Here is a 22994-nt window from a genome sequence, read left to right on the forward strand (position 1 = left end):
CTGGCAAATGTCAATCGTGTTGACAATTGCCGAATGAGCCCATAGCGTCACGATCCGGGAGGAATGGATGGGCGCAGATGCCGTGTTCCATGTGGAGGGCCTGAGGAAATCCTTCGGCCAGAACGAGGTGCTTGGCGGCATCTCGCTCGACCTCTTTGCGGGCGAGGTGACCGTGCTCATGGGCGCCAACGGCGCCGGCAAATCCACGCTGGTCAAGATCGTCAGCGGCGTCTACGAACACGGCGCAGGCTCGATGCGGCTTGCCGGCAAGGCCTTCGACCCGCAGACACCCGCCGAAGCCATCCGCGCCGGTGTCGTCACCGTGCACCAGAACATCAATGACGGCGTCGTCGCCGACCTCGACGTCGCCACCAATCTGACGCTCGACCGGCTAAGCGGCAAAGGCGCGTCGTTGCTTTTTAAGCCTGTCAATGTCCGCGCCGAGGCGAGAGCCGTCGCCGACCGCATGGGACTTGCCATCGACCTCAAGGCGCGCGTCAGCGACTTGTCGTTGGCGGATCGGCAGATGGTGGCCATCGCCCGCGCCATGGCGCATCGGCCTAAGGTCCTGATCCTCGACGAGCCGACCTCTTCGCTATCGAGCGCCGAGGCCGATCGGTTGTTTTCGCTCATCGATCGGCTGCGCGGCCAGGGCGTCGCCATCCTTTATATCTCGCATCGCATGTCCGACATCAGGCGGCTCGCCGACCGCATCGTATCGATGCGCGACGGCGTGGTCTCCGGCATTTTCGACCGGAAGCCGCTCGATTATGAGGGTGCGGTCAACGCCATGCTCGGCCGCAAGATCCATCTCGACAGGGTCGTTGCCAGAAGCTCGGCCCGAGCCGTCTTCACCGCCGAGGGCCTGCGGCTGGCGCAAGGACCGAGACCGATCTCGATGACGCTCGGCGCCGGCGAGGTGGTGGCGATCACCGGCCTGGTCGGCGTCGGCAAGACGGCGCTGGCGGAAACGCTGTTCGGCGTGCGCAGGCCGCTTGCCGGCACCATGCACATGGACGGCAAACCCTACGCGCCGGGCTCGGCGCGCGAGGCGATTGCCGCCGGCGTCTTCCTGGTCGCCAAGGACCGGGCCGCGAGCGGCATCGTCGGCGGCTTCAACATTGAACGCAACATCAGCCTGCCGTTCCTCAAGCGCATGTCGGACCTCGGCGTCATGAAGAAGCGCGCCGAGCGCGCCGCTGCTCGCCGCCAGATCGACGAGCTCGGCATCGTCTGCCGCTCGGAGAAGGACGAGCTTTCGGCGCTCTCCGGCGGCAACCAGCAGAAGGTGATGGTCGCGCGCTGGATGTCGCAGGCCTCGCGCCTCTTCATCCTCGACGAGCCTTTCCAGGGTGTCGACATTTCGGCGCGTCGCGACATCGCCGCCAAGCTGAGGGCAAGCGCCGACGGCCGCGCGACGCTGATCTTCGTTACCGAGCTCGACGAGGCGCTGGAGACCGCCGATCGCATCCTGGTGATGTCGGAACACACGATCGTCGGCGAGCACCGCAACGATGACATCGATCTCGACCGGCTGCTGGCGGAAGTGGCCGGCGGACCGCTTCACAGCGCGGCGTGAGATCGCAGGATGACGAGACCCGGAGTGCAGGCATGAGTTCCAGTTTGGCGGCCAAGGCAACGGCGCGGGAGCGTTCGATGACATTGCGCGATTACGCCATCCGCTACGGCTTCATCGTCCTGCTGGTCGGGCTGATCGCCTATTTCGCGGTCGCCGCCGACGGCTTCGCTTCGCCGCAAAGCGCCGTGTTCATCTTCCAGTCGGTGGCCATCACCGGCGTGCTGGCGCTCGGCGTCACCGCGACGCTCGTCGTCGGCGGCTTTGATCTCTCGATCGGCTCGGTCGCCACCAGCGCCATGATGGCGGCCTCCTACGCCATGGTCGTGCTGGAGCAGAATGCGATCGTCGCCGTCATCGCCTGCCTGATCATCGGCGCCATCGTCGGCCTGATCAATGGCTGGCTGATCGTCTATATGCGCGTGCCCGATCTTCTAGCCACACTCGGGATGATGTTCCTGCTGCTCGGCCTGCAGCGCATTCCGACGGAAGGCCGCTCGATCGCCACCGGCATGACCATGCCCGACGGCTCGGTCGCCAACGGCAAGTTCTCCGAGGCGTTCCTGGCGCTCGGCCGCCACCGCATCGACTTCTTCATCCCGAATCTGATTCCGGTTTCGGTCGTCGTGCTCGTCGTGCTCGCGCTGCTTATCTGGTTCTTCCTCGAATACACCCGCTTCGGCCGCATGATGTATGCCGTCGGCAGCAACGAGAGGGCGGCTGAACTCGCCGGCGCGCCTGTCAAGGCATACAAGATCTGGGCTTATGTGATTTCGGGAGTTTTTGCCTCGATCGGCGGGATTTTGCTCGCCGCCCGGCTTGGACGCGGCGACATCGCCTCGGGTAATAATCTCTTGCTCGACGCAGTCGCGGCGGCACTCATCGGCTACGCTGTGCTTGGCGCCGCCAAGCCAAACGCCTTCGGCACCGCCGTCGGGGCGGTGTTCGTCGGCGTCCTGCTGCAAGGCCTGACGATGATGAACGCGCCTTACTATACGCAGGATTTCGTCAAGGGCGCGGTGCTTGTCGTCGCCCTTGTCTTCACCTTCGCCCTTTCCGGCAGGGGCAAGAGATAGTTTCGACCGGGGCATAACAAATGGAGGAAAACGAAGTGAGCATTACAAGAAGACTTTTGGGGAAGGCGGCACTCGGCCTCGCCGGCGCGGCGCTGCTGATGCAGGGGACGGCGCTTGCCGCGGACCGTCCGGCGCCGTTCGACAAGCCGGGCGTCAAGATCGCGCTGGTGCGCTATCTGTCGACCGGCGACTTCTTCCAGGCCTATCTCTCCGGCGTCGAGGCGCAAGCCAAGGCGCTCGGCGTCGACCTGCGCGTGCTGGACAGCCGCCAGGACGCAGCACTCCAGGCCGACATGGTCGACCAGGCGATCGCGCTCGGCGTGCAGGGCATCATCATCCAGCACGGTCTGACGGAATCGATGAAGGACGCCGCCCAGCGCGCCGTCGACGCCGGCATCAAGGTCGTCGCCTTCGACGTCAATGTCGAGAACCCGAAGATCCCGCAGATCGAGCAGTCCGACCGCGACCTGGCGAAGCTCGCGCTCGAGCAGGCGGTCAAGGACAATGGCGAGAGCTGGAAGGCCGGCTATGTCTATGTCGCCGGCATCGCTCCGCTCGACCGCCGCAACGAGACCTGGGTCGATGTGAAGAAGAAATATTCGGGCATCAGCGAGGTCGCCATGTTCGGCACGCTCGATAACCCGATCGCCAACTCCGTCGCCAACCAGGCGCGCTCGGTGCTGCAGGCGCATCCCGACATCAACGTGATGTTCGCCCCCTATGACGAGTTCGCCAAGGGTGTGAAGATCGCCGTCGATGAGGCCGGGCTCAACAAGAAGATCAAGATCTATTCGGCCGACATCTCGACCTCGGACATCGCCGCGATGCGCGAACCGGACAGCGCCTGGGCGGCAACCGCCGCCACCAACCCCGCCGTCGTCGGCCAGGTCTCGGTGCGCGCGCTGGCGCAGCTGCTTGCCGGCGAAGATCCCGGCCACAACGTCATCGTGCCGCCGACGCTGATCACCCAGAAGGAGCTGATCGACAAGGACATCAAGAACATGGAGGACCTGTCGGCCAAGCTGCCGCAGTTCGCCCATGCCGATGTTGCGATGCCGGCCTGGATGCCGAACCCGAACGCCAAGTAAGGTTCGGACGGTCGCGAATGAAGAGAGCGGTCCAACGGACCGCTCTCTGCCCTTCGGCCGGCCCAAGGCGGTCTATCGCTGCCAGAAGGGCAGCTTGGCGATCTCCGCCTCGACCTCTTTTCTCGTCAGCCCGATGTCGTCGATCAGATGCGGATTGTCCGTCGCCATGCGCTTGAGCTCGAAGCGGAAATAGGCCTGCTTGCGCCGCTCGGCGATAAGGCTGCGCAAGGCCGCCAGGCTGAAGCGCCCGCGCCTTGAGTGCATTGCCGGTGCCGCCGCCAGACACGTAGAGGGCGTGAAGCTATCGTTCATGGCAACCTCCATCGAATAAGGGGTTTTGAAAACCCTCGACCTGATTGAGATTGCACTGTGCCGCAGGCGGCCGGCGGCGTAATTAAGCCGTCCCAAATAGTTCTCAAAACTTCCAAATCGGTTAGAGCGTTTCACCGTTTCACGGAAACGGCGAACCGCTCTATCCCTTTGTTTTTACGCAATTCCGGAGTGAAAACCGCTTCACACTTTTCCTGGAATTGCTCTATAGATCGCCCCATGCAGGGATCGCGCTTTGCTTTCGGACCGTTCGTGCTTGATCCAGGCGCGGGAACGCTGCTCCGGGGCGATGTTCCCGTCGCCGCCAGCCATCGCGGGCTGAAGCTGCTGGAGGCGCTCGTCGCGCGTCCGGGCGAAATCCTGGCCAAGGCCGAGCTGATGGATGCGGCCTGGCCTGGCATGGCAGTCGAGGAAGGCAATCTCACCGTCCAGATCGCGCAGCTCAGGAAGCTGCTTGGTCCGGCGACCGGTGGCGGTGAATGGATCGCCACGGTGCCGCGCGTCGGCTACCGCTTCACCGGCATCGTCGAACGGCCCGATGCCCCACGCAAACCCTTGCCGCTGCCCGACAAGCCGTCGATCGCCGTGCTGCCCTTCGCCAATCTGAGCAGCGATCCCGAGCAGGACTCTTTCGCCGACGGCCTGACCGAAGACCTGATCACCGATCTCTCCCGGATACCGGGCCTCTTTGTCATCGCGCGCAACTCGGTCTTTGCCTACAAGCGCAAGGCCATGGATGTGCGCGCCATCGCCGGGGAGCTCGGCGTGCGCTACCTGCTGGAAGGCAGCGCCAGGCGCGCCGCGGGGCGGGTGCGCATCAATGCCCAGCTGATCGACGCGCTGAGCGGCGAGCATCTCTGGGCGGAACGTTTCGATCGCAGTCTTGAGGACATTTTCGCCGTTCAGGACGAGGCGACGGCCAAGATCGTCGAGGCGCTGCTCGGGCGGCTGCGCGCGCTGCCGGAGCGCAACCGGCCGAAGAGTCTCGAAGCCTATGATCTCGTCGTGCGGGCGCGAAAACTGTTCGACGAGTCGCCGCAAATGGCGCGCGAAGCGCATCTGATGCTGACGCGCGCGGTCTCGCTCGACCCGGATTACGCGGAGGCCTATCGCTGGCTCGCCATGAACCATTGGATGGGCTGGGTGCATTGGGGCGAGCCGTTCGAGCCCGCCCGCAGCACGGCCCTGGAACTGGCGCGCAAGGCTGTGGCGATCGATCCCAACGACGCCGGTTGCCGCTGGGTTCTGGCGAACCTGCTTGCCTATGAACGCGATTTCGAACGGTCCGAGGCGGAATTCGCCAAGGCGATCGAGCTCGATCCGAACGAAGCCGACATTTGGGCGACATTGTCCGATATCGACGTGCTGGGCGGGCGGATAAGCGAGGGCCTGGAGCACATCCGCAAGGCCTTCCGGCTCAACCCCTTTCCGCCGAGCTGGTATTATCTGACGCTCGGCCAGGCACAGTATGCGGCCCGTGACTATGAGGCCGCCGTCGAGACGCTGCGTCGCGACGAGACTTACCGCACGAGTTCGCGCCGCTTTCTGGCGGCAAGCCTGGCGCAGCTCGGCCGTCTCGACGAGGCGCGCACCGAGGTCGCGCTGTTCCTCGTCGGCAATCCGCATTTCTCCACGCAGCGCTGGGTCGAGACGGAGCCCTTTCGCGACGATGCGACACTCAGGCATTTTGTCGACGGCTTCCGCAAGGCCGGCCTTCCCGAGTGAAACCGGCATGATTGCTGAATGTTGCGGTAGAGAATGCTGACAGCCAGTACTGCATTTCGAGCGTTCTCAAGCCTTCTCTTGTAACTATGTCCCGTGTTTGACTATGTTGACCAAACTTAAGGCGGAGAGAATCAATGGCCGAGGCAACCATCGTCGAAACAGGTGTCGGGACACATGAGCGCGTAGCTCTCGATCTGGCGAAATTTATCTTTTCGACCAGTTCAGATGTCAGAGGAATGACGCAAGACGAAATATTCCGTCTTTATCAAAAGTGCCTGCAGGCTACATACGGGCGCTACCCAAAAACACCCATCGCTTAGATCGCAAATATAATTTTCTCCTGACGCGTGCCGGTGCTTCGGGCAGGTTTGGCGCACCAAACGACGCCGTGATGTTGTAGCCGGTGGACACCGCCGGTCTTACGCTCGGGCGGCGCCTGAAGGAAGGCTGGAGCCACGTCTTGCACTCAGCCCGTCCGGCCGGCGCGCGCCAGCCCATGCGTCACCAGACGGTCGATGACCTCCGGATAGCTGACGCCGCTCGCCGCCATAGCCTTGGCATACATGCTGATGTTGGTGAAGCCGGGAATCGTGTTGAGCTCGTTGATCAGGAAATGCATGTCCGGCATCAGGAAAAAGTCGACGCGGGCCATGCCGTCGCAACCGAGCGCCCTGAACGCCCTTGCAGCCGCATCGCGCATGGCATCCTCGACCTCCTGCGGCAGCTCGGCTGGCACGATCAAGGCCGCGCCATTCTCGTCGATATATTTGGCGTTGTAGTTGTAGAAACCGTGGCTCTCCGCAGGCACGATCTCGCCCGGCCGTGAGACGAAGAGTTCGCCCGCGGGGCTCTCCAGCACGCTGTATTCGATCTCTCGGCCACGCACGAATTCCTCCGCCAGCAGCTTGCGGTCATGTTGGAATGCTTCCGCCAGCGCGTGGTCGAATTCCTGGCTGGCATTGACCTTCGCGACGCCGACCGACGAGCCCTGCCGCGCCGGCTTGATGAACAGCGGCAGGCCGAGCTGGTCTTCCAGTTCGGCGAGCGGAGGCGCGGCATCTTCATTGATCGTCACCGAGCGCGCCACAGGAAGTCCGGCCGCCTTCAGCAGCCGCTTGGCGATGTCCTTGTCGAGCGCCGTGGCGGAGCCGAGGATGCCGCAGCCGGCGAGCGGCACGCGTGCCACCTCGGCCACGCCCTGCACCGCGCCGTCCTCGCCATGCAGGCCGTGCAGGACCGGAAACAGCATATCGATGGGAGGCAGGTCGTGGGGCACACCGCCGGCAGGGATCGCCAGCACCCGTCCATGGCCGCCCGGCACCAGGCAGAGTTGCGTGCCGGTCGAGGGCGTCGCCAGCGCGACGCCCTCGACGCGGCTCAGCAGCCATTGCCCTTCGCGGGTGACGAAGATCGGCACGGCATCGTATTTCGCCGGGTTTAAGGCAGCCATGACGTTGGTTGCTGAAAGCAGCGACACTTCATGCTCGGCGGAGCGCCCGCCAAAGAGCACGCCAATGCGAAGTCTTTTCGCCGCCATCTGGAGCTCCACCAATGATCAAGGTTGGAGCCGCATGCGAAACACGAGGCACCCCTTAAACTGGTTGAGCAATACGCGAAGGATTGGTGTGGATTTTGACGGGTTCGAGCAGTTCTTCAGCAGAAGCGCGGAAGGCCTTCAGTTCGGAACGGCGTCAAAACAGGGACGATGGAGCGTTCTTCGTTTTCACGAAACGAAGAACGCTCCAACGCATGCCCACATGTTCAGCGCAGTGCCGCCGCGATGTTGCCGCCGTCCACCGTCGTCACATCCGCTGTGGTGCGCTCGGCCAGCGCCTGGTGCAGGAAGGCCTGCGCCACGTCGTCGGCCGTCACTTCCTGTCCCAGCAGATTGCCGGACATGTATTCTTTTTCGGACACGCCGCGCGCGCCGGAACGGCTGGCGATCATCGCGTCGGTCAAGAGACCCGAACGGATGCGGTCGGCGTTGACCGCGTTGGAGCGGATGCCATAGGCGCCGTAGTCAAGCGCATACTGCCGCGACAGGAACAATGTCGCGGCTTTCGGGATGCCGTAGGCGCCGAATTTCGGGCCGGGATTGATCGCCTGCTTGGAGGTGTTGAACAGCAGCACGCCGCCCGTACCCTGTTCCAGCATGATGCGCACCGCATTCTGCGCCGCCGACTGGTGGGCGAAGAAATTGAGCTCGAAGCTTTTGCGCAAAGTGGCGTCGTCGAGTTCGCCGATGCGGCCTTCCCAGGCATTGCCGGCATTCGAGACCAGGATGTCGAGGCCGCCATAGACCGAGACTGCCTTGTCGAAGGCGGCGCGCATCTCGGCCGGCTTGGTGATGTCGGCGCCGACGCCGATCGAGTTGTTGCCGGCCGCCTTCGCCGCTTCCGCTGCCTTGGCTGGGTCGAGATCGACGATCACGGCATGCGCGCCATTGGCCGCGAACAGTTTTGCCGTCGCGGCGCCGATGGCGCCGGCGCCGCCGGTGATCAGCACCACCTGGCCGGTCAGCGGCTTCGGCTTGTTCGAAGCGAGCTTGGCCTGCTCGAGAGACCAGTATTCGAGCGGGAAGAGGTCGGCCTTGGAGAGTGGATGGAAATTGCCGATCGCTTCCGCGCCGCGCACCGCCTCGATCCACATCTCGCCGACATCCGACGCGATCTTGGCATCCTTTAGCGTGCGGCCATGGCCGAACATGCCGAGGCCCGGCACCAGAGTCAGGCGCGGCATCGGGTCGAGCATGGTGCGCTTGACATTGTCCAGCGCGTCATTGGTCTCGAAATAGGCGGTGTATTCCTTGACGAAGGCATCGACATGGCTGCGGACGACGGCCTTGTAGTCGCCGAGCTTGTCCATGTCGGGCGCCGGTACCGCCATCGGTCCGGTCTTGATGCGGATCGACAGGTCCGGCGTCGAAACGCCGCGCCCGGCCAGCTCGGCGATCTTGGCGGAATTGATGAAGTCGACGATCGCGTCCGAGGTGCGGAAGTCGCTGATCATGCGGTCGAAGCGGCCTTCGCCGCGCGCCACGGCAACGGCGCCGCGCAGCGTCGGCGCGATGTCGCTGGGCTTGGCAAGCTTTGCCGGCAATGCTGCCTTGGCCGTCTGCGGCTTGCCGTTCTTGGCCACATAATCCTCGGCCACAGTCACATAGTGGATCATGCGGCCATAGGCCTGCCTGGCGTCGTCGCCGAAGGTGAAGATGCCGTGCTTGTCGAGAATAAGGCCTTCGACGCTGGGATCGGCGTCGAAGATTTCCGCCGCAGCCTTGGCGAGGTCGAAGCCCGGCTTGATGTAGGGCACGTAACCCATCTTGTCGCCGAACACCTTTTTCACCAATGCCTTGCTGTCTTCCTGGTCTACGATGGCGAGGATCGCTGTCGAATGCGTGTGGTCGACGAACTTGTGCGGCAGGAAGGCATGAAGCAGCGTTTCGACCGACGGGTTGGGCGAGGACGGATCGATGAGGTTGGAGCGCTGCAGCGCCACCATGTCCTCGTCGGAGAGCTTGTCCAGGGAGCGCGCCTTGAGCAGCGCGCCCATTTTCACCGCCGGCAGGCCTTGCGGCTCGATGACCGCCATGTCCCAGCCGCTGCCCTTGACGCAGAGCACGTCCCATTCGTCGCCGACGAGATCGGTGGCTTTGGTCTTGCAGGAGGTGTTGCCGCCGCCATGCAGCACCAGGCGCGGCTCGCCGCCGAGAAGTCGGGTCGTGTAGACGCGCAGCGCAAGGTCGCGGCCGACGCCCTTCCTGGCATAGTCGGCAACCATCTTTTCCGCGTCGGCGTCATTCCAAAGGTTCTGCATGTCGATCCGTCCGATTCCGTCTTTTCTTGTTCATGAACAGAAGGCCGCGACGTCGTGATGACAGAAGCGGCGAGGGTGGTTTTCTACGAGGCCTTTTTCGTTGCCGCGCCGGCGTGCTGAAGCAGGCGCTCGGCCATATGCGCGCCGACCACCAGATGCGTGCACAGCCCGCCGGCGATGGCCGCAAGCAGCGGCTCGAACTTGGTGTCTTCCTGCACCACCATCAGCCGCTTCTCGATGGCGCGCAGCGAGGCGAGCTCGGCGGAGATGACGCGCCTATTGTAGCTGCAGTCGAGCACTTCGCCCATGGCGTCGATGATCTGTCCGGCGATGACGCCGGCCGCACCCTGGCGCCGCAACGTCTCCATCTCGGCCGCCGACAGCGCGCCGCATTTCACCAGATGGCTGTCGGCGTCAACCGCGCCGACGGAATAGAGCGCCAGATCGCAATCGGCGATGCCGGCCAGCTGGTCGCGGATCACCGGCTCGGCACGCAAACCTTGCGCCAGGCCTTCCGTCGACAGAACCAGCGGCGCGTAGAAGTTGAGGCCCTTGGCATTCAGCCGTCGCGCGATCTCCATCGTGCACTGGTCGGGCCGGTAGGAATAGGGCGCGCCGAGATTGCCGCAGAGCTGCACCACGGTGACGTCCTGCAGATCGGCATAGGACATGATGTCGGCGATGGTGTAGACCGTGCGGCCCCAGGCGACGCCGATGCGGTCGCCTTTCTTCACCAGCTCGAGAAAGACGCTCGCTGCCAGCACGGCGATATCGGCCGAGGGATCGGCGAGGTAGGCATTTTCCGGCGCGATCCAGACGGCGTCGAGATCGAACGCATCTTCCAGCCGTCGCGCCATGACGTCGTCGGTGAAGAGCTGGGTCGAGGTCGAGATGTTGACGATGCCGGTCTCGCGCGCCTTGCGCAGATACATGGCGACCGAGGCGCGAGAAATGTTGAGCTGGCTCGCCACTTCGTCCTGACGCAGGCCATGCGCATAGTAAAGCCAGGCGGCCTTGTGGATGAGCTGTTCTGCCGGTCTGATAGCCATGCCGCCTCCTCGGCTGACATTAGTCACGGCTCTCGACAAAAGTCAAATTTGCCTGCGCGAGCTGCGATCGTCTCGCGGCGCGGCCCAATCCGGATTGCCGTTCCACCAAGCCGGCGCAGCATAGCATTTTCAGCCGTGGAAGGGGGATAGCGTGACGGCCGGCCTAAGGTTAGAAAGCTCGAAAAGAACATCGGGGAGAACGGGATGGCCAATCCTTACGAACAGGATCTCGACAGGAACGCTGCCAACCACCAGCCGCTGACGCCGCTCACCTATCTTGAGCGCGCGGCCAAGACCTATCCCGACCACATCGCCATCATTCATGGCAACCAGCGCATCACCTATCGCGATTTCTGGCGCCGGTCGCTGAAGCTTGCCTCAGCGCTCGCGAAGCACGGCCTCGCCAAGGGCGATACGGTGACGGTGATGTTGTCCAACACGCCGCCGATGCTGGAAGCCCATTTCGGCGTGCCGATGGTGAAGGCGGTGCTGCATTCGCTGAACACCCGCCTCGACGCCGCCGTCATCGCGTTCCAGCTCGACCATGCCGACAGCAAGGTGCTGATCGTCGACCGCGAGTTCTCGGGCGTCGTCAAAGACGCGCTCGCCTTGGCCAAGGTGAAGCCATTGGTCATCGACTATGACGATCCGGACTATGCCGCCGACGCACCCTATCCGAAGGGCGAACGGATCGGCTCAGCTGATTACGAGGAGTTCGTCGCCGCCGGCGACGAGACCTTTGTCTGGTCGATGCCCGATGACGAGTGGGACGCCATCTCGCTCAACTACACCTCCGGCACCACGGGCAATCCGAAGGGCGTCGTCTATCACCATCGCGGCGCGGCGCTGATGGCCTACACCAACACCATCCATGCCGGCATGGCCAAGCACGCGGTTTATCTCTGGACGCTGCCGATGTTCCATTGCAACGGCTGGTGCTTCCCCTGGACTTTGGCCGTGCAGGCCGGCACCCATGTCTGCCTACGCTGGGTGCGGGCAAAGCCGATATACGACGCCATCGCCGACCACGGCGTCACCCATCTGTGCGGCGCCCCGATCGTCATGTCGGTGCTGATCAACGCGAAGGACGAGGACAAGCGGCAGTTCGCGCAGACCGTCACCTTCAACACCGCCGCAGCGCCCCCGCCGGAGGCCGTGCTGTCCGGCATGGCCGATGCCGGCTTTGCCGTCACCCATCTCTACGGCCTGACCGAGACCTACGGCCCGGCGGTCGTCAACGAGTGGCACTATGAGTGGGACGCGCTGGAGAAGGGACCGAGGACGCAGAAGAAGGCACGCCAGGGTGTGCGCTATGCCGCGCTCGAAGGTCTGACGGTGATGGATCCCGGGACGATGATGGAGACGCCGGCCGACGGCGAGACCATCGGCGAGGTCATGTTCCGCGGCAACATCGTCATGAAGGGCTATCTGAAGAACCGCAAGGCCACCGACGAGGCCTTCGCCGGCGGCTGGTTCCATTCCGGCGATCTCGGCGTCATGCATCCGGACGGCTATATCCAGTTGAAGGACCGCTCGAAGGACATCATCATCTCGGGCGGCGAGAACATCTCGTCCATCGAGGTCGAGGACGCTCTCTACAGGCATCCGTCGGTTGCCTCGTGCGGTGTGGTTGCCCGCGCGGACGACAAATGGGGCGAGGTCCCGGTCGCCTATGTCGAGCTGAAGCCCGGCAAGACCGCGACCGAGGCCGAGATCATCGAGCACTGCCGAGGGCTGCTGGCGCGCTTCAAGGTGCCGAAGGCGGTGGTGTTTGCCGAAATCCCGAAGACCTCGACGGGGAAGATCCAGAAGTTCAGGCTGCGGGAGATGGCGAAGGGGGTGTGAGCGCAGCCCCCAGCGTTGGCAACTAGCATTTGGCCCCTGCGGTCGTCATCCACGGGCGAAGCAAGGAGCGTAGCGACGCGCGCAGACCCGAGGATCCATTCCGTGACATCAGTCGAAGAACGAAGCCGGATCAAGAAGTTACGCTGATATCCGCCTAACAATCGCTGACGCCTATTCTCGACCCGTTGGAGCACGGCCGCATGGTCACGGAATGGATCCTAGGGTTTCCGCGACGTCGCTTCGCGACTGCTCCACCCTAGGATGACGACCTCACAGGTGCCGGCGAAAATTGTCGGAGTCGCCAGCCACCGATCTCCCTCCTGTCACCATCTGTCACCAAATTATACGCGTACGTCGATTTCGCGTTGACTCCTCGCCGCTTTCGTTTTACGACTGATGAAAATTGAAATTCGTCACTCATCAAACCGAAAGCGCTATGTCAGAAGCCGCCAACATCGTGGCAGACCCCGCCAGACAGGAGAATGTGACCCGCATTCTCGACTGCGCCGAGCGGCTGTTCCGCCATTATGGCTACGGTAAGACCAATGTTGCCGACATCGCTCGCGAGCTCGGCATGTCGCCCGCCAACATCTACCGCTTCTTTGCCTCCAAGGTCGAAATCCACCAGGCCGTCTGCGGCCGCATGCTCGGCGCCAGCTACAACATGGCCTACGAGATCATGCATCTCCCGGTCAGCGCCGAGGAGCGGCTGCGCCGCTACATCCATGCCCAGTACAAGATGACGCTCGAGACCATGCTGGACGAGCAGAAGGTGCATGAGATGGTTATCGTCGCGCTGGAGCGCGACTGGTCCGTCATCGACAAGCATGTCAACAGTATCCACGACCTGTTCGCCGAGGTGATCCGCGAGGGCATCGAGGCAGGCGAGTTCAGGCAGCAGGATCCTGAAACCGCCGCGCGCTGCTTCGGCGCCGCCACCGTCATTCTGTGCCACCCGCAGATGGTGGCGCAGTGCCTTGCCAAGACCAACCGGGCAATGCCCGACGAACTTATCGACTACGCCATCAGAGCCTTGAAATAGAAGCCGTCCGCCGCGTGCGGTCGGCAAATCATCTCCAGTTCGGGAGTGCTAAAGTGTCTTTGCCCAGTTCCATCCTCCGCAGGCTGCCGGCCGCCGGCCTTCCCGCCATCGGCATCGTCGTCGCCGCGCTTGCCCTTGCCGGCTGCAGCCAGGAAAAGGCCGAGGTCGTTCAGGAAGTCGTCCGGCCGGTCAAGGTGATCGAGATCGGCGAGGCGCGGACCACTCGCCAGCTCGACTATTCCGGTTCGGTGCGCGCCCGCATCGAGATGAATCTCGGCTTTCGCATCGCCGGCAAGGTCACCGAGCGTCTGGTCGATATCGGCCAGCATGTGAATGAGGGCGATGTGCTCGCCCGCGTCGACCCGTCCGACTACGAGCTGTCGGTGAAGAGCGCGCAGGCCAGCCTGGACGCCGCCGAACGCCAGGTCGAAACAGTCGATCTCGCCAGGAAGCGCGCCGAGCAGCTCTATGCCAAGAACTTCGCGCCGAAGTCGCAGCTCGATCAGGCGCGGCTGACCTACGACCAGGCCGTGGCGACGCGCGATGCCGCCCGCTCGACGCTGGCCCAGGCGCAGAACCAGGTCCATTACACCGATCTCAAGGCCAGCCAGGCCGGCATCGTCACCGCCATCTCCGCCGATGTCGGCCAGGTGGTCGGCGCCGGCACGCCGGTCATGACGGTCGCGGTGGACGGCGAGAAGGAAGTTTCGATCGCCGTGCCGGAGATGGATATTGCAGGGTTCAAGCCCGGCAAGGAAGTCAAGGCAAGCTTCTGGTCGGACGAAGGGCTGACGCTTGACGGCAGGGTCCGCGAGGTCGCCGGCAGCGCCGATCCGCAGTCACGTACCTTCGCTGTCCGGGTTTCGCTGCCCAACGATCCGCGCGTGCTGCTCGGCATGACGGCCAATGTCGAGGCAACCGTCGGCAGCAAGGCGCAGCTCGTGTCGATCCCGCTCACCGCGATGACCGAGAAGGATGGCAAGCAGATCGTCTGGACGGTCGACCGCGCCTCCGAAACAGTCCATCCGCGCCCGATCAAGGTCGCCAACTTCACTGCCGACGGTGTCGCCGTGGCGGACGGCCTCAAACAGGGCGACGTCGTGGTGGCGGCCGGCACACAGTTCATGACCGAGAACCTGAAGGTCAAGCTTGCAAGCGACGCCCAGCAATCCGCCTCGGCGGAGGACGACGTCGCGACCACCAGCAGCCTGCACTGATGCTTGTCGCCCAAAAGTGCGAAGCGGTTTTGGGACAACGACATGCATCGAACTAGAATCTGAAGTCAGGCGTAACGAACGCCTTTCCCGCTCTCGCTGCTTGCGCCGCGGGCCGGGGAAAGCATGGGTTCCGGGCGGCGAACGCCCCGATCGTGAGATGCCGGCATGTTGGCTCCCCCGCAGCAGTGCCGCGTCGAGCGCGATTTGCGAGCTCTCTCCGCTTGAGGGGTCTCGCCGCCCGGAAGCCCACCGAACTGGAAGCGGCATGCCAAGCGAGCGTGCCTTGCCGATCAATTGGACTGGACGTGTGCCATGACCACCAGCGACAGCAGCACTGAAAAACGGCCCTTCAATCTTTCGCGTTGGGCGATCGGACATCCAAGCATCGCGCGCTTCCTGTTCGGGCTGATCATCCTTGCCGGCGCGCTCGGCCTGATGCGCATGGGCCAGAAGGAAGACCCCGACTTCACCTTCCGCGTCATGGTGGTGCAGGCGATCTGGCCCGGCGCCTCGATCCAGGACATGGAGGATCAGGTCGTCAACAAGATCGAGCGCAAACTGCAGGAAACGCCGCATCTCGATTTCGTGCGTTCCTACACCCGCGCCGGCAGTGCCATCATCACCTTGCAGGTCAAGGGCGACACCAACACCGAGGAAGTGAAGGACGCCTTCTACCAGGTGCGCAAGAAGGTCGGCGACATCTCCAATGAATTGCCCCAGGGGCTGCTCGGCCCCTATTTCAACGACGAGTTCGGCGACACCTTCATCACGCTGCATTCGATCAGCGGTGACGGCTTCACTTATCCGGAGCTGAAGAAGTTCGCCATCCAGGCGCGCGACATGCTGTTGACGACGCCGGGCGTCGAGAAGGCCGTCATCATCGGCGACCAGCCTGAGAAGATCTATATCGATGTCTCGTCCAAGGCGCTGGCCGAGCGCGGCCTGACCATCCTTGACCTGCAAAACGCCGTGAAAGGCCAGAACGCCGTCGATCCGGCGGGCTCGGTCGACACCGGCCTGCGCTCGGTGCGCATCTCGGTCGAGGGCGATGTCACCAAGGCCGCGGATATCCGCGAGCTCAGGCTGCGTTCGGGCAACCAGGTGACGCGCCTCGGCGACATCGCCACGGTCTCTTCCGGCCTCCAGGATCCTTACGACAACAAATACCTCTTCAACGGCCATCAGAGCGTCCAGCTCGGCGTCGTCATGGCCAAGGGTTTTAACGTCAGGGATGTCGGCAAGGATGTCGAGGCGACCTATCAGCGTTTCGAGGCAGGGCTGCCCTATGGCGTGTCGGTCGATCAGATCTCCGACCAGCCCCAGGTCGTCAAGGACGCGGTGAGCGAGTTCATGGAGGCGCTCGGCGAGGCGCTGCTCATCGTGCTTGCAGTCTCGCTGCTGTCGATCGGTTGGCGCTCGGGCCTGGTGATCGCCATCGCCATCCCGCTCGTCTTGGCCGCCACCTTCGCCATCATGTACGAGATCGGCATCGACCTGCAGCGCATTTCGCTCGGCGCGCTCATCATTGCGCTCGGCCTTTTGGTTGACGACGCCATGATCGTCGTCGAGATGATGGAGCGAAAGCTGGAGGAGGGGCTGGTCAAGATCGAGGCGGCGAGCTTCGCCTACACCTCGACCGCTTTCCCGATGCTGACCGGCACGCTGATCACCACGGCCGGCTTCATCCCGGTCGGCTTCGCCGCCTCTACCGCCGGCGAATATGTGCGCACGCTATTCTATGTCGTCGGCATCGCGCTGGTCGTGTCGTGGTTCGTCGCGGTCTATTTCACGCCGTGGCTGGGCTACATGATCCTCAAGCAGCGCAAGCATGCCGGCACTCATCACGATGTCTTCGATACCGGCTTCTATCGCCGGCTGCGCGCGACGGTCACCTGGGCCGTGCGCCACCGCATCATCGTTTTGGTGATGACGCTGGTTACTTTTGCCACCAGCCTGTGGGCCTTCCAGTTCATCCCGCAGAACTTCTTTCCGCAATCCTCGCGCCCGGAAATCCTGGTCGACCTGTGGCTGCCGGAAGGCACCTCGATCAAGGATGTCGAAAACCAGGCCAAGTCGTTTGAGGGCAAGATGGCGGACGATCCGGACAAGCGCTTCATCGCCACCTATATCGGCGAAGGCGCGCCGCGCTTCTTCCTGCCGCTCGATCAGCAGCTCCGTAACCCGAACTTCGCCCAACTCCTGGTGATGGCCAAGGACGAGCCGGCGCGCGAGCGGCTGATCGTCAAGATGCGCAAGATCCTGGCGCAGGACTTCCCCTCGATCCGCGGCAAGGTCGACCGCCTCTTCCTCGGTCCGCCGACCGGCTGGCCGGTGCAGATGCGCGTCATGGGCCCGGAACGCAAGGAGGTGCGCCGTATCGCCGACGAGGTGAAAGCGAGGTTCCAGGCCAATCCGCTGCTCGGCGCCATCCATGACGACTGGCTGGAACCGGTGCCGGCGATGAAGCTGGTGATCGACCAGGATCGTGCCCGCGCCCTCGGGGTCACCTCGCAGCGCATCCGCCAGATGCTGCAGGCCACCATGTCCGGCGCGCCGCTAGACGACTTCCGCGACGGCGAGGAGACGGTCTCGATCGTCGCCCGCGAGCCGGAGGCAACCCGTCACCTGCTCTCTTCGGTCGACTCGGTCTATATCCCGACCGACTTCGGCGGATCGGTGCCGCTCTCGCAAGTGGCCAAGGTCGTGCCGGTGATGGAGCAGGGCGTCGAATGGCGGCGCGACCGCCTGCCGACGATCAGCGTGCGCGCCACGCTACCGGACGGCGTGCAGTCCAACGACGTCGTCACCAAGATATACAACGACATGAAGGATCTGCGCGCCGGTCTCGCACCCGGCTACAACGTCGAGATCCAGGGCGGCGCCGAGGACTCGGCCGAAAGCCAGGCCTCGATCGCAGCCAAGGCGCCGATCATGCTCGCCGTCATCGTCGTGCTGCTGATGGTCCAGCTGCAGCATTTCGGCAAGTCGATGCTGGTGCTGGCCACGGGACCGCTCGGCATCATCGGCGCCGCAGCGGCGCTGCTGATCAGCGGCGCGCCGTTCGGCTTCGTCGCCATCCTCGGCGTCATCGCGCTGCTCGGCATCATCATGCGCAACTCGATCATCCTGGTCGATCAGATAGACCAGGATATCGCCGCCGGCATGGAGCGATCGGAAGCGATCGTGGGTGCAGCCGTGCGCCGCTTCCGGCCGATCATGCTGACGGCGCTGACCGCGGTCCTGGCGCTGATCCCGATCTCGCGCGGCGTTTTCTGGGGGCCGCTGGCCTACGCCATGATGGGCGGCATCCTCGTCGCCACCGTGCTCACCATCCTGGTGCTGCCGGCCGGCTACGCCCTGTTCTTCGGCCGCGCGCCGAAGAAGGCCAAGACCGACGAGCAGGCGCACGAGCCGGAGAACGTCGAAGGCATCGAAAGACCGCAGCTGGCCTTGGCTGCGGAATAAAAGGTGGCAACCTTGGATCATCCGCCATCGGCGAAAGCCGGTGGCGGATGACCCGCGTCAAGGTCCGCGGGGCGGAAAAATGTGCTGTGGCAAGGCTTCCGCAAAACAGAATTCTTTCTCAGCAACGTCATAAAGGTTCGACGTTGCGCGAGAATCTCGGCCTGAAGCGTCCAGAAAATCGGCTCTTTGTAAGCGAGGCGGTCCGAAATGCCGGCTGATGCCGGGACGGGGGGATCGGCAAAAAAGAAGGGCGCGCCGAGGCGCGCCCGTCTGTTTTCAAGGCTGCCGCGTCAGATGACGAACACCCAGTTGGCGATCAGCATCACCACCACGCCGGCAATCAGCGTCAGGTAAGGCAGCATGCCCGCTTTCTTGACCGAGAGGTCGGCTCCCGCCATGCCGAGGTCTGCCAGCATGTGTTCGGGGAACTTGCCCTTGTCCTGGACGTAGTGGCGGAAGCAGAACACCGGGATGATCAAGGCAGCGGTGATCAGGCCGGCCCACAGCGCCATCGGGTTCCACACCTTGGCGCCGGCGCCCATGAAGATGGCGTTCACATAGGCGAAGATCGCGCCGATGCCGAGCAGCCAGGTCGGCGCCTTCCAGGGGCGGTTGATGTGGCCATTGTCGATGCGATGGATCCAGCCGGCGTTGAGGTTGAGGAAGTTGAAGATGATGTAGCCGCAATTCGACACGGCGAGGATGAAGAAGAAGCTCGTCGCGTCGGCCGAGGCGATGGCCAGCACGATCAGGTTGAAGCAGAGGTCGGTCCACATCGCCCGCGTCGGCGCGCCATGCTCGTTGACGTGGCTGAGATAGCGCGGCAGCCAGCCGTCGACCGAACCCTGGTAGAGCGTGCGCGAGGAGCCGGCCATCGCCGTCATGATGCAGAGCACCAGGGCCAGGATCATCAGCATGACCAGCAGGCTGTGGATGATCTTGCCGCCGCCGACCATGCCGGCCAGCGCGTCGGCGACGCCCGAGCCGTCGACGATCGGCGTCGCCAGCATGCCGTTCAGGCCGAGCACGCCCTGGAAGGTGAAGGGCACCAGGATGAACAGCAGCATGCAGAGCAGGCCGGAATAGAAGATCGCCTTGAACGTGTCGGTGCCGGGGTTCTTGAACTCCGACGTGTAGCAGACGGCCGTCTCGAAGCCGTAGGTCGACCATGCCGCGATGAACATGCCGCCCAGCACCAGCGTCCAGCCGGCGATGTTCCATGAACCCGGATCGGGCGCGTAGGCGGCCGCCAACGGCACCAGCGGCGAGAAGTTCGCCCAGTCGATCTGGCCGGTGAAGATCGGCACGACGCCGACGATCAGCATCGGGATGATGACCAGCAGGCCGATATATTTCTGCACATTGGCCGTGCCGAGGATGCCGCGATGCTGGATCGCGAAGATGATCAGCATCAGCACCGCGCCGATGAAGAAGGTGGCGTTGAAGGTGAAGGACACTGGACCCAGCGTATGGCTGAACAGCGACCAGGTGCGGATCGCGGGCGTGGCGGCAGCCGCCACCGCGGCGATGGCGTCGGCGGGCGCCGTTCCGGCATGCGCGGCGATGTAGGCGACGACTTCCGGCGATGTCTCGGTGAAGGCCGGGATCGGCGCCAGCGCATTGAGGATGTAGGCGGCGGCGATCGAGCAGCCGAGCGACAGCACCGGCGACCAGGCGAACCAGTTGCACCACACCGATAGCGGCGCGATGAACTTGGAATAGCGCAGCCATGCCGTGGCGCCGTAGATCGAGGCACCGCCGGATTTGTTCGGGAACAGGCCGGCGATCTCGGCATAGGTGAAGGATTGCAGGAAACCCATGATCATGGATACCGTCCAGATCAGGAAGGCCAGTGTTCCGGTCGTGCCGGCGATGCCGCCGATCGAGAACAGGACCAGCGCTGGAACACCGCTTGCCACCCAGAAGGCGCCACGCCAGTCGATATGCCTGAGCAGCTTGCTTTCGACAGGCTGCTCGAGGGCCGTGCTTATCGTGCTCATATCTTGTGTCTTCCCCTTTTTGTTGTTCCCCGCCAGCGATGCTTCGGCTCTTGCGAAGCTTGCTCCCCGGCAAATCGACGTCGGCCTGTCGTGTTTCCACTCAGTCGTATTTTTTTCTTAAGAGTGAAGATTGATCCGACGCGCTTTCGCGTCAAGCGTTTTGTGGATGTCATGCACATCGCGCTTGCGAAACATGCTCTTTCCTTCTCCCCTTTGTGGGAGAAGGTGAATCGGCGCGTAGCGCCGAGACGGATGAGGGATGTTCCAGCGAAATGAGCGGCTAGTGTCTTCTGGAACACCCCTCATCCGACCGAACTTCGCTCGGCCACCTACTCCCACAACGGAAGAAGGCAAGGGTTGCCGCTATCAGGAACGCGGCCTGGTCTTCTGCGGATCGTAATGGGCGAAGCCCACGACACGCGCCGGCAGCCGCTTGGCGTGGCCGTCGAGCTTGCCGATCTCGACCTCCGTGCCGATCTCGGCGTGAGTGACGTCGAGCCGTGCCAGCGCGATGGTCTTGCCGAGCACCGGCGAGCGCATGCCGGAGGTGACGACGCCGATCTGGGCGCGGCCGACATGGACGCAGTCGCCGTGGCCGACGGCGATATTGGCATGGATGTCGAGGCCGACGAGCTTGTGTTGCGGATGCTCCTTGCGCCGGATCAGCGCATCGCGGCCGATGAAGTCGTCGGCCTTGGTCTTGAGCGGTACGGTGAAGCCGATGCCGGCTTCGAACGGATCGGTCTGGTCGGAGAATTCGTAACCGGCGAAGATCAGTCCCGCCTCGATGCGCACCATATCGAGCGCCTGCAGGCCCATCGGCTTCAGCCCGTGCGGCTGGCCGGCCTCCCAGACGGCGTCGAACACTTTTTCGGCGTCGCGCGGATGGCACCAGATCTCGTAACCGAGTTCGCCGGTGTAGCCGGTGCGTGAGACGACGACGGGCACGCCATTGCCGCCGCCAATGCGCGCGACGGCGAAGCGGAACCATTCGAGCTCGCCGATCGATGGCTGCACGGGCGAGGTCCAGACCACTTCCTTCAATATGTCGCGGCTCTTCGGCCCTTGGACGGCGATGTTGTGCATCTGGTCGGTGGAGGAGCGCACCAGCACGTTGAGGCCGAGTTTTTTCGCCGTCTCGCGCAGCCATTCGCCGGAAAGATCGTCGCCGCCGACCCAGCGGAAATTATCCTTGCCGAGCCTGAGCAACGTCCCGTCGTCGATCATGCCGCCATGCTCGTAGCACATCGCCGTGTAGACGACCTGGCCGACGCCGAGCTTCTTGACGTCGCGGGTCAGCGTGTATTGCAGCAGCGCTTCGGCATCCGGGCCGGTGACCTCGAACTTGCGCAGCGGCGACAGGTCCATGATCACCGCGGTCTGCCGGCAGGCCCAGTATTCGGCGATGGGGCCTTCCTTGGCGAAGGAATTGGCGAGCCAATAACCCCTGTATTCGACGAAGTCGCGCGTGTGCTTGGCAAAGCTCGAATGAAAGGCTGTCTCGCGGGTCATCTTCGGTTCCGAGTCGGGCTTCATGCGTCTGGCGATCGCTCGCGAGAATTTGTGCTGGCCTGAATAGGCGCGCACATGGATGTCGGTGAGATCCCAGCCATTGGCGGGCGTGGTGTCGTCCGGGCAGGCCGAGGAGACGCAGACGATGTCGGTCAGGGCGCGCAAGAGCACATAGTCGCCAGGTCGCGACCACGGCTCGTCCGACACCATCACGCCATGCGCGTCGATCGCCGTGTTGAAGAAGAAATTGATCGCCATCCAGCCGGCGCGGGGCGTCACGCCCTTGTCCGACAGCGCCTTGTTGAAATTCTCCGAGCAGTTGGTGTGTCCGGGATAGCCGATGTCGTCGTAATATTTGGCGGCGCAGGCAAGCGCGAAGGCGTCGTGCCGGCCGCATGTATCCTGCACCACCTCGACCAGCGGCTCCATGTCCTGGTCGTAATATTTCGAATGCAAGCCGGGCATCGGATAGGCCGAACCCATCAGCGTGCGGGTCGTCGTCACGTCGAGCGGCAGGTCGCGCCCCTTGTCCAGCTTGCGCGCGGAAAAACACTGCAAGTCGGTGCATTGCCGGCCATCGACATCGATGATCTGCAGATAGTCGCCGGCGTTGACGAAATAGGCCTCGGCGGTCGCCGACTTCACCCGGAGATCAAGCACCGGATCGGCAAGCGGATCGGGAAGCTGCGACCTGTTCTTCAGGCGGATCGTGGCGCGCCGCACCAGGACGGTCAGCGGCGTCGCAGTGTTGTGTCCGTCGACCAGCATCGGCCCGCCAGGCGCCGCGATCAGCAGCGCGCCGTCGCGCTGGATGGCAAAGCTCTGCTCGGTGCCGGCAGGCGTGGCGCCGCCGAAAACGCGCACGCCTTTCGGCTGGTCGAGTTGCACCTGCCGCCGCTCGAGGCTGAGACGCAGCGCCGAGAGGCTGTCGTCGCCTTCGGCGAGCAGCGCCTTGATGCCGGCGGCGTTGCTGTTCGACCGTTCGCCGAAAATGCCGGGATCCGTCGCGCCTGATTTGTCCCAGGCCAGCAGCTCGCAGGGTTGGCCGCCCTCGACATTGCTCACGCTGACGCTGTCGCCGGCCTCGACGTCGATCAGCGCCGCGCCATTGCCCTGGACGGTATAGCGCTCCATCCCCGGCGGCAGGCTGATCTGGCCGGGCCTAAGGATCAGGCTCGGCTTGGGCGGCCCGGACAGGACGGCGGGGTAGGGCGACTGGCTCATCTAAAACCCTCCTCCGAGCGAGAAACAAG

The 22994-nt window shown here is 63.7% G+C and carries 15 protein-coding genes; 9 read left to right on the forward strand and 6 right to left on the reverse strand.

The window, feature by feature from the left end; all coding sequences use genetic code 11:
* Positions 1-67: 67 nt before the first annotated feature.
* From LB538_RS04630 to LB538_RS04640, 3 genes are all read left to right on the forward strand, one after another.
* Positions 68-1579 (forward strand): sugar ABC transporter ATP-binding protein, encoded by a 1512-nt coding sequence (locus tag LB538_RS04630; RefSeq protein ID WP_224527877.1) that lies wholly within the window; start codon positions 68-70, stop codon positions 1577-1579.
* Positions 1580-1656: 77 nt separating this feature from the next.
* Entirely contained in the window at positions 1657-2652 is a 996-nt protein-coding gene (locus LB538_RS04635; protein ID WP_224527911.1) for an ABC transporter permease, read from the forward strand.
* A 35-nt stretch (positions 2653-2687) separates the two neighbouring features.
* Positions 2688-3740: a substrate-binding domain-containing protein gene (locus LB538_RS04640; protein WP_224527879.1), complete on the forward strand. Its 1053-nt coding sequence runs from the start codon at positions 2688-2690 to the stop codon at positions 3738-3740.
* 72 nt (positions 3741-3812) lie between these two features.
* Here the strand turns inward: LB538_RS04640 and LB538_RS04645 are convergent, their stop codons facing one another.
* Entirely contained in the window at positions 3813-4052 is a 240-nt protein-coding gene (locus tag LB538_RS04645) for a DUF1127 domain-containing protein (RefSeq protein WP_411908991.1), read from the reverse strand.
* Positions 4053-4289: 237 nt separating this feature from the next.
* On the opposite strand from LB538_RS04645, the gene LB538_RS04650 reads away from it, so the two are divergent.
* Complete coding sequence (locus tag LB538_RS04650; protein ID WP_224527882.1) at positions 4290-5795, forward strand: winged helix-turn-helix domain-containing tetratricopeptide repeat protein; 1506 nt, start codon at positions 4290-4292, stop codon at positions 5793-5795.
* A gap of 134 nt (positions 5796-5929) precedes the next feature.
* The gene (locus tag LB538_RS04655; protein WP_224527884.1) at positions 5930-6115 is read left to right on the forward strand and encodes a hypothetical protein; all 186 of its coding nucleotides are present in this window, start codon (positions 5930-5932) and stop codon (positions 6113-6115) included.
* Between the two features lie 146 nt (positions 6116-6261).
* Here the strand turns inward: LB538_RS04655 and LB538_RS04660 are convergent, their stop codons facing one another.
* The 3 genes from LB538_RS04660 to LB538_RS04670 form a co-directional block, all read right to left on the reverse strand.
* Complete coding sequence (locus LB538_RS04660; RefSeq protein ID WP_224560486.1) at positions 6262-7332, reverse strand: D-alanine--D-alanine ligase family protein; 1071 nt, start codon at positions 7330-7332, stop codon at positions 6262-6264.
* A 224-nt stretch (positions 7333-7556) separates the two neighbouring features.
* The gene (locus LB538_RS04665; protein WP_224526673.1) at positions 7557-9611 is read right to left on the reverse strand and encodes a bifunctional aldolase/short-chain dehydrogenase; all 2055 of its coding nucleotides are present in this window, start codon (positions 9609-9611) and stop codon (positions 7557-7559) included.
* Between the two features lie 83 nt (positions 9612-9694).
* On the reverse strand, positions 9695-10660 hold the full coding sequence (locus LB538_RS04670) for a sugar-binding transcriptional regulator (protein WP_224526671.1): 966 nt from the start codon (positions 10658-10660) through the stop codon (positions 9695-9697).
* A gap of 204 nt (positions 10661-10864) precedes the next feature.
* Here LB538_RS04670 and LB538_RS04675 point away from each other — a divergent pair, with 204 nt between their 5' ends.
* From LB538_RS04675 to LB538_RS04690, 4 genes are all read left to right on the forward strand, one after another.
* Positions 10865-12505, forward strand: coding sequence for an acyl-CoA synthetase (locus tag LB538_RS04675; RefSeq protein WP_224526666.1), 1641 nt, complete (start codon positions 10865-10867; stop codon positions 12503-12505).
* A 436-nt stretch (positions 12506-12941) separates the two neighbouring features.
* Positions 12942-13547: a TetR family transcriptional regulator gene (locus tag LB538_RS04680; protein ID WP_224526663.1), complete on the forward strand. Its 606-nt coding sequence runs from the start codon at positions 12942-12944 to the stop codon at positions 13545-13547.
* Between the two features lie 83 nt (positions 13548-13630).
* Positions 13631-14764, forward strand: coding sequence for an efflux RND transporter periplasmic adaptor subunit (locus LB538_RS04685; protein WP_411908994.1), 1134 nt, complete (start codon positions 13631-13633; stop codon positions 14762-14764).
* Positions 14765-15076: 312 nt separating this feature from the next.
* On the forward strand, positions 15077-18229 hold the full coding sequence (locus tag LB538_RS04690) for an efflux RND transporter permease subunit (protein WP_224526657.1): 3153 nt from the start codon (positions 15077-15079) through the stop codon (positions 18227-18229).
* 290 nt (positions 18230-18519) lie between these two features.
* On the opposite strand, the gene LB538_RS04695 is transcribed toward LB538_RS04690, so the two are convergent.
* Together LB538_RS04695 and LB538_RS04700 are read right to left on the reverse strand one after the other, a co-directional pair.
* Positions 18520-20229, reverse strand: a complete 1710-nt coding sequence (locus tag LB538_RS04695) for an APC family permease (protein WP_224526654.1) — start codon at positions 20227-20229, stop codon at positions 18520-18522.
* Between the two features lie 366 nt (positions 20230-20595).
* On the reverse strand, positions 20596-22965 hold the full coding sequence (locus LB538_RS04700; protein WP_224526650.1) for a DUF1989 domain-containing protein: 2370 nt from the start codon (positions 22963-22965) through the stop codon (positions 20596-20598).
* Positions 22966-22994: the final 29 nt, after the last annotated feature.

The organism is Mesorhizobium sp. Ca11, from assembly GCF_020165275.1.
GTDB lineage: Bacteria > Pseudomonadota > Alphaproteobacteria > Rhizobiales > Rhizobiaceae > Mesorhizobium.

Bases quoted from the DNA above. Each gene is read 5' to 3' on its own strand.
- LB538_RS04700 (WP_224526650.1), bottom strand. From the start codon at position 22,965: ATGAGCCAGTCGCCCTACCCCGCCGTCCTGTCCGGGCCGCCCAAGCCG.
- LB538_RS04655 (WP_224527884.1), top strand. From the start codon at position 5,930: ATGGCCGAGGCAACCATCGTCGAAACAGGTGTCGGGACACATGAGCGC.
- LB538_RS04695 (WP_224526654.1), bottom strand. From the start codon at position 20,229: ATGAGCACGATAAGCACGGCCCTCGAGCAGCCTGTCGAAAGCAAGCTG.
- LB538_RS04660 (WP_224560486.1), bottom strand. From the start codon at position 7,332: ATGGCGGCGAAAAGACTTCGCATTGGCGTGCTCTTTGGCGGGCGCTCC.
- LB538_RS04650 (WP_224527882.1), top strand. From the start codon at position 4,290: ATGCAGGGATCGCGCTTTGCTTTCGGACCGTTCGTGCTTGATCCAGGC.
- LB538_RS04645 (WP_411908991.1), bottom strand. From the start codon at position 4,052: ATGAACGATAGCTTCACGCCCTCTACGTGTCTGGCGGCGGCACCGGCA.
- LB538_RS04690 (WP_224526657.1), top strand. From the start codon at position 15,077: ATGACCACCAGCGACAGCAGCACTGAAAAACGGCCCTTCAATCTTTCG.
- LB538_RS04675 (WP_224526666.1), top strand. From the start codon at position 10,865: ATGGCCAATCCTTACGAACAGGATCTCGACAGGAACGCTGCCAACCAC.
- LB538_RS04665 (WP_224526673.1), bottom strand. From the start codon at position 9,611: ATGCAGAACCTTTGGAATGACGCCGACGCGGAAAAGATGGTTGCCGAC.
- LB538_RS04630 (WP_224527877.1), top strand. From the start codon at position 68: ATGGGCGCAGATGCCGTGTTCCATGTGGAGGGCCTGAGGAAATCCTTC.
- LB538_RS04670 (WP_224526671.1), bottom strand. From the start codon at position 10,660: ATGGCTATCAGACCGGCAGAACAGCTCATCCACAAGGCCGCCTGGCTT.
- LB538_RS04680 (WP_224526663.1), top strand. From the start codon at position 12,942: ATGTCAGAAGCCGCCAACATCGTGGCAGACCCCGCCAGACAGGAGAAT.
- LB538_RS04635 (WP_224527911.1), top strand. From the start codon at position 1,657: ATGACATTGCGCGATTACGCCATCCGCTACGGCTTCATCGTCCTGCTG.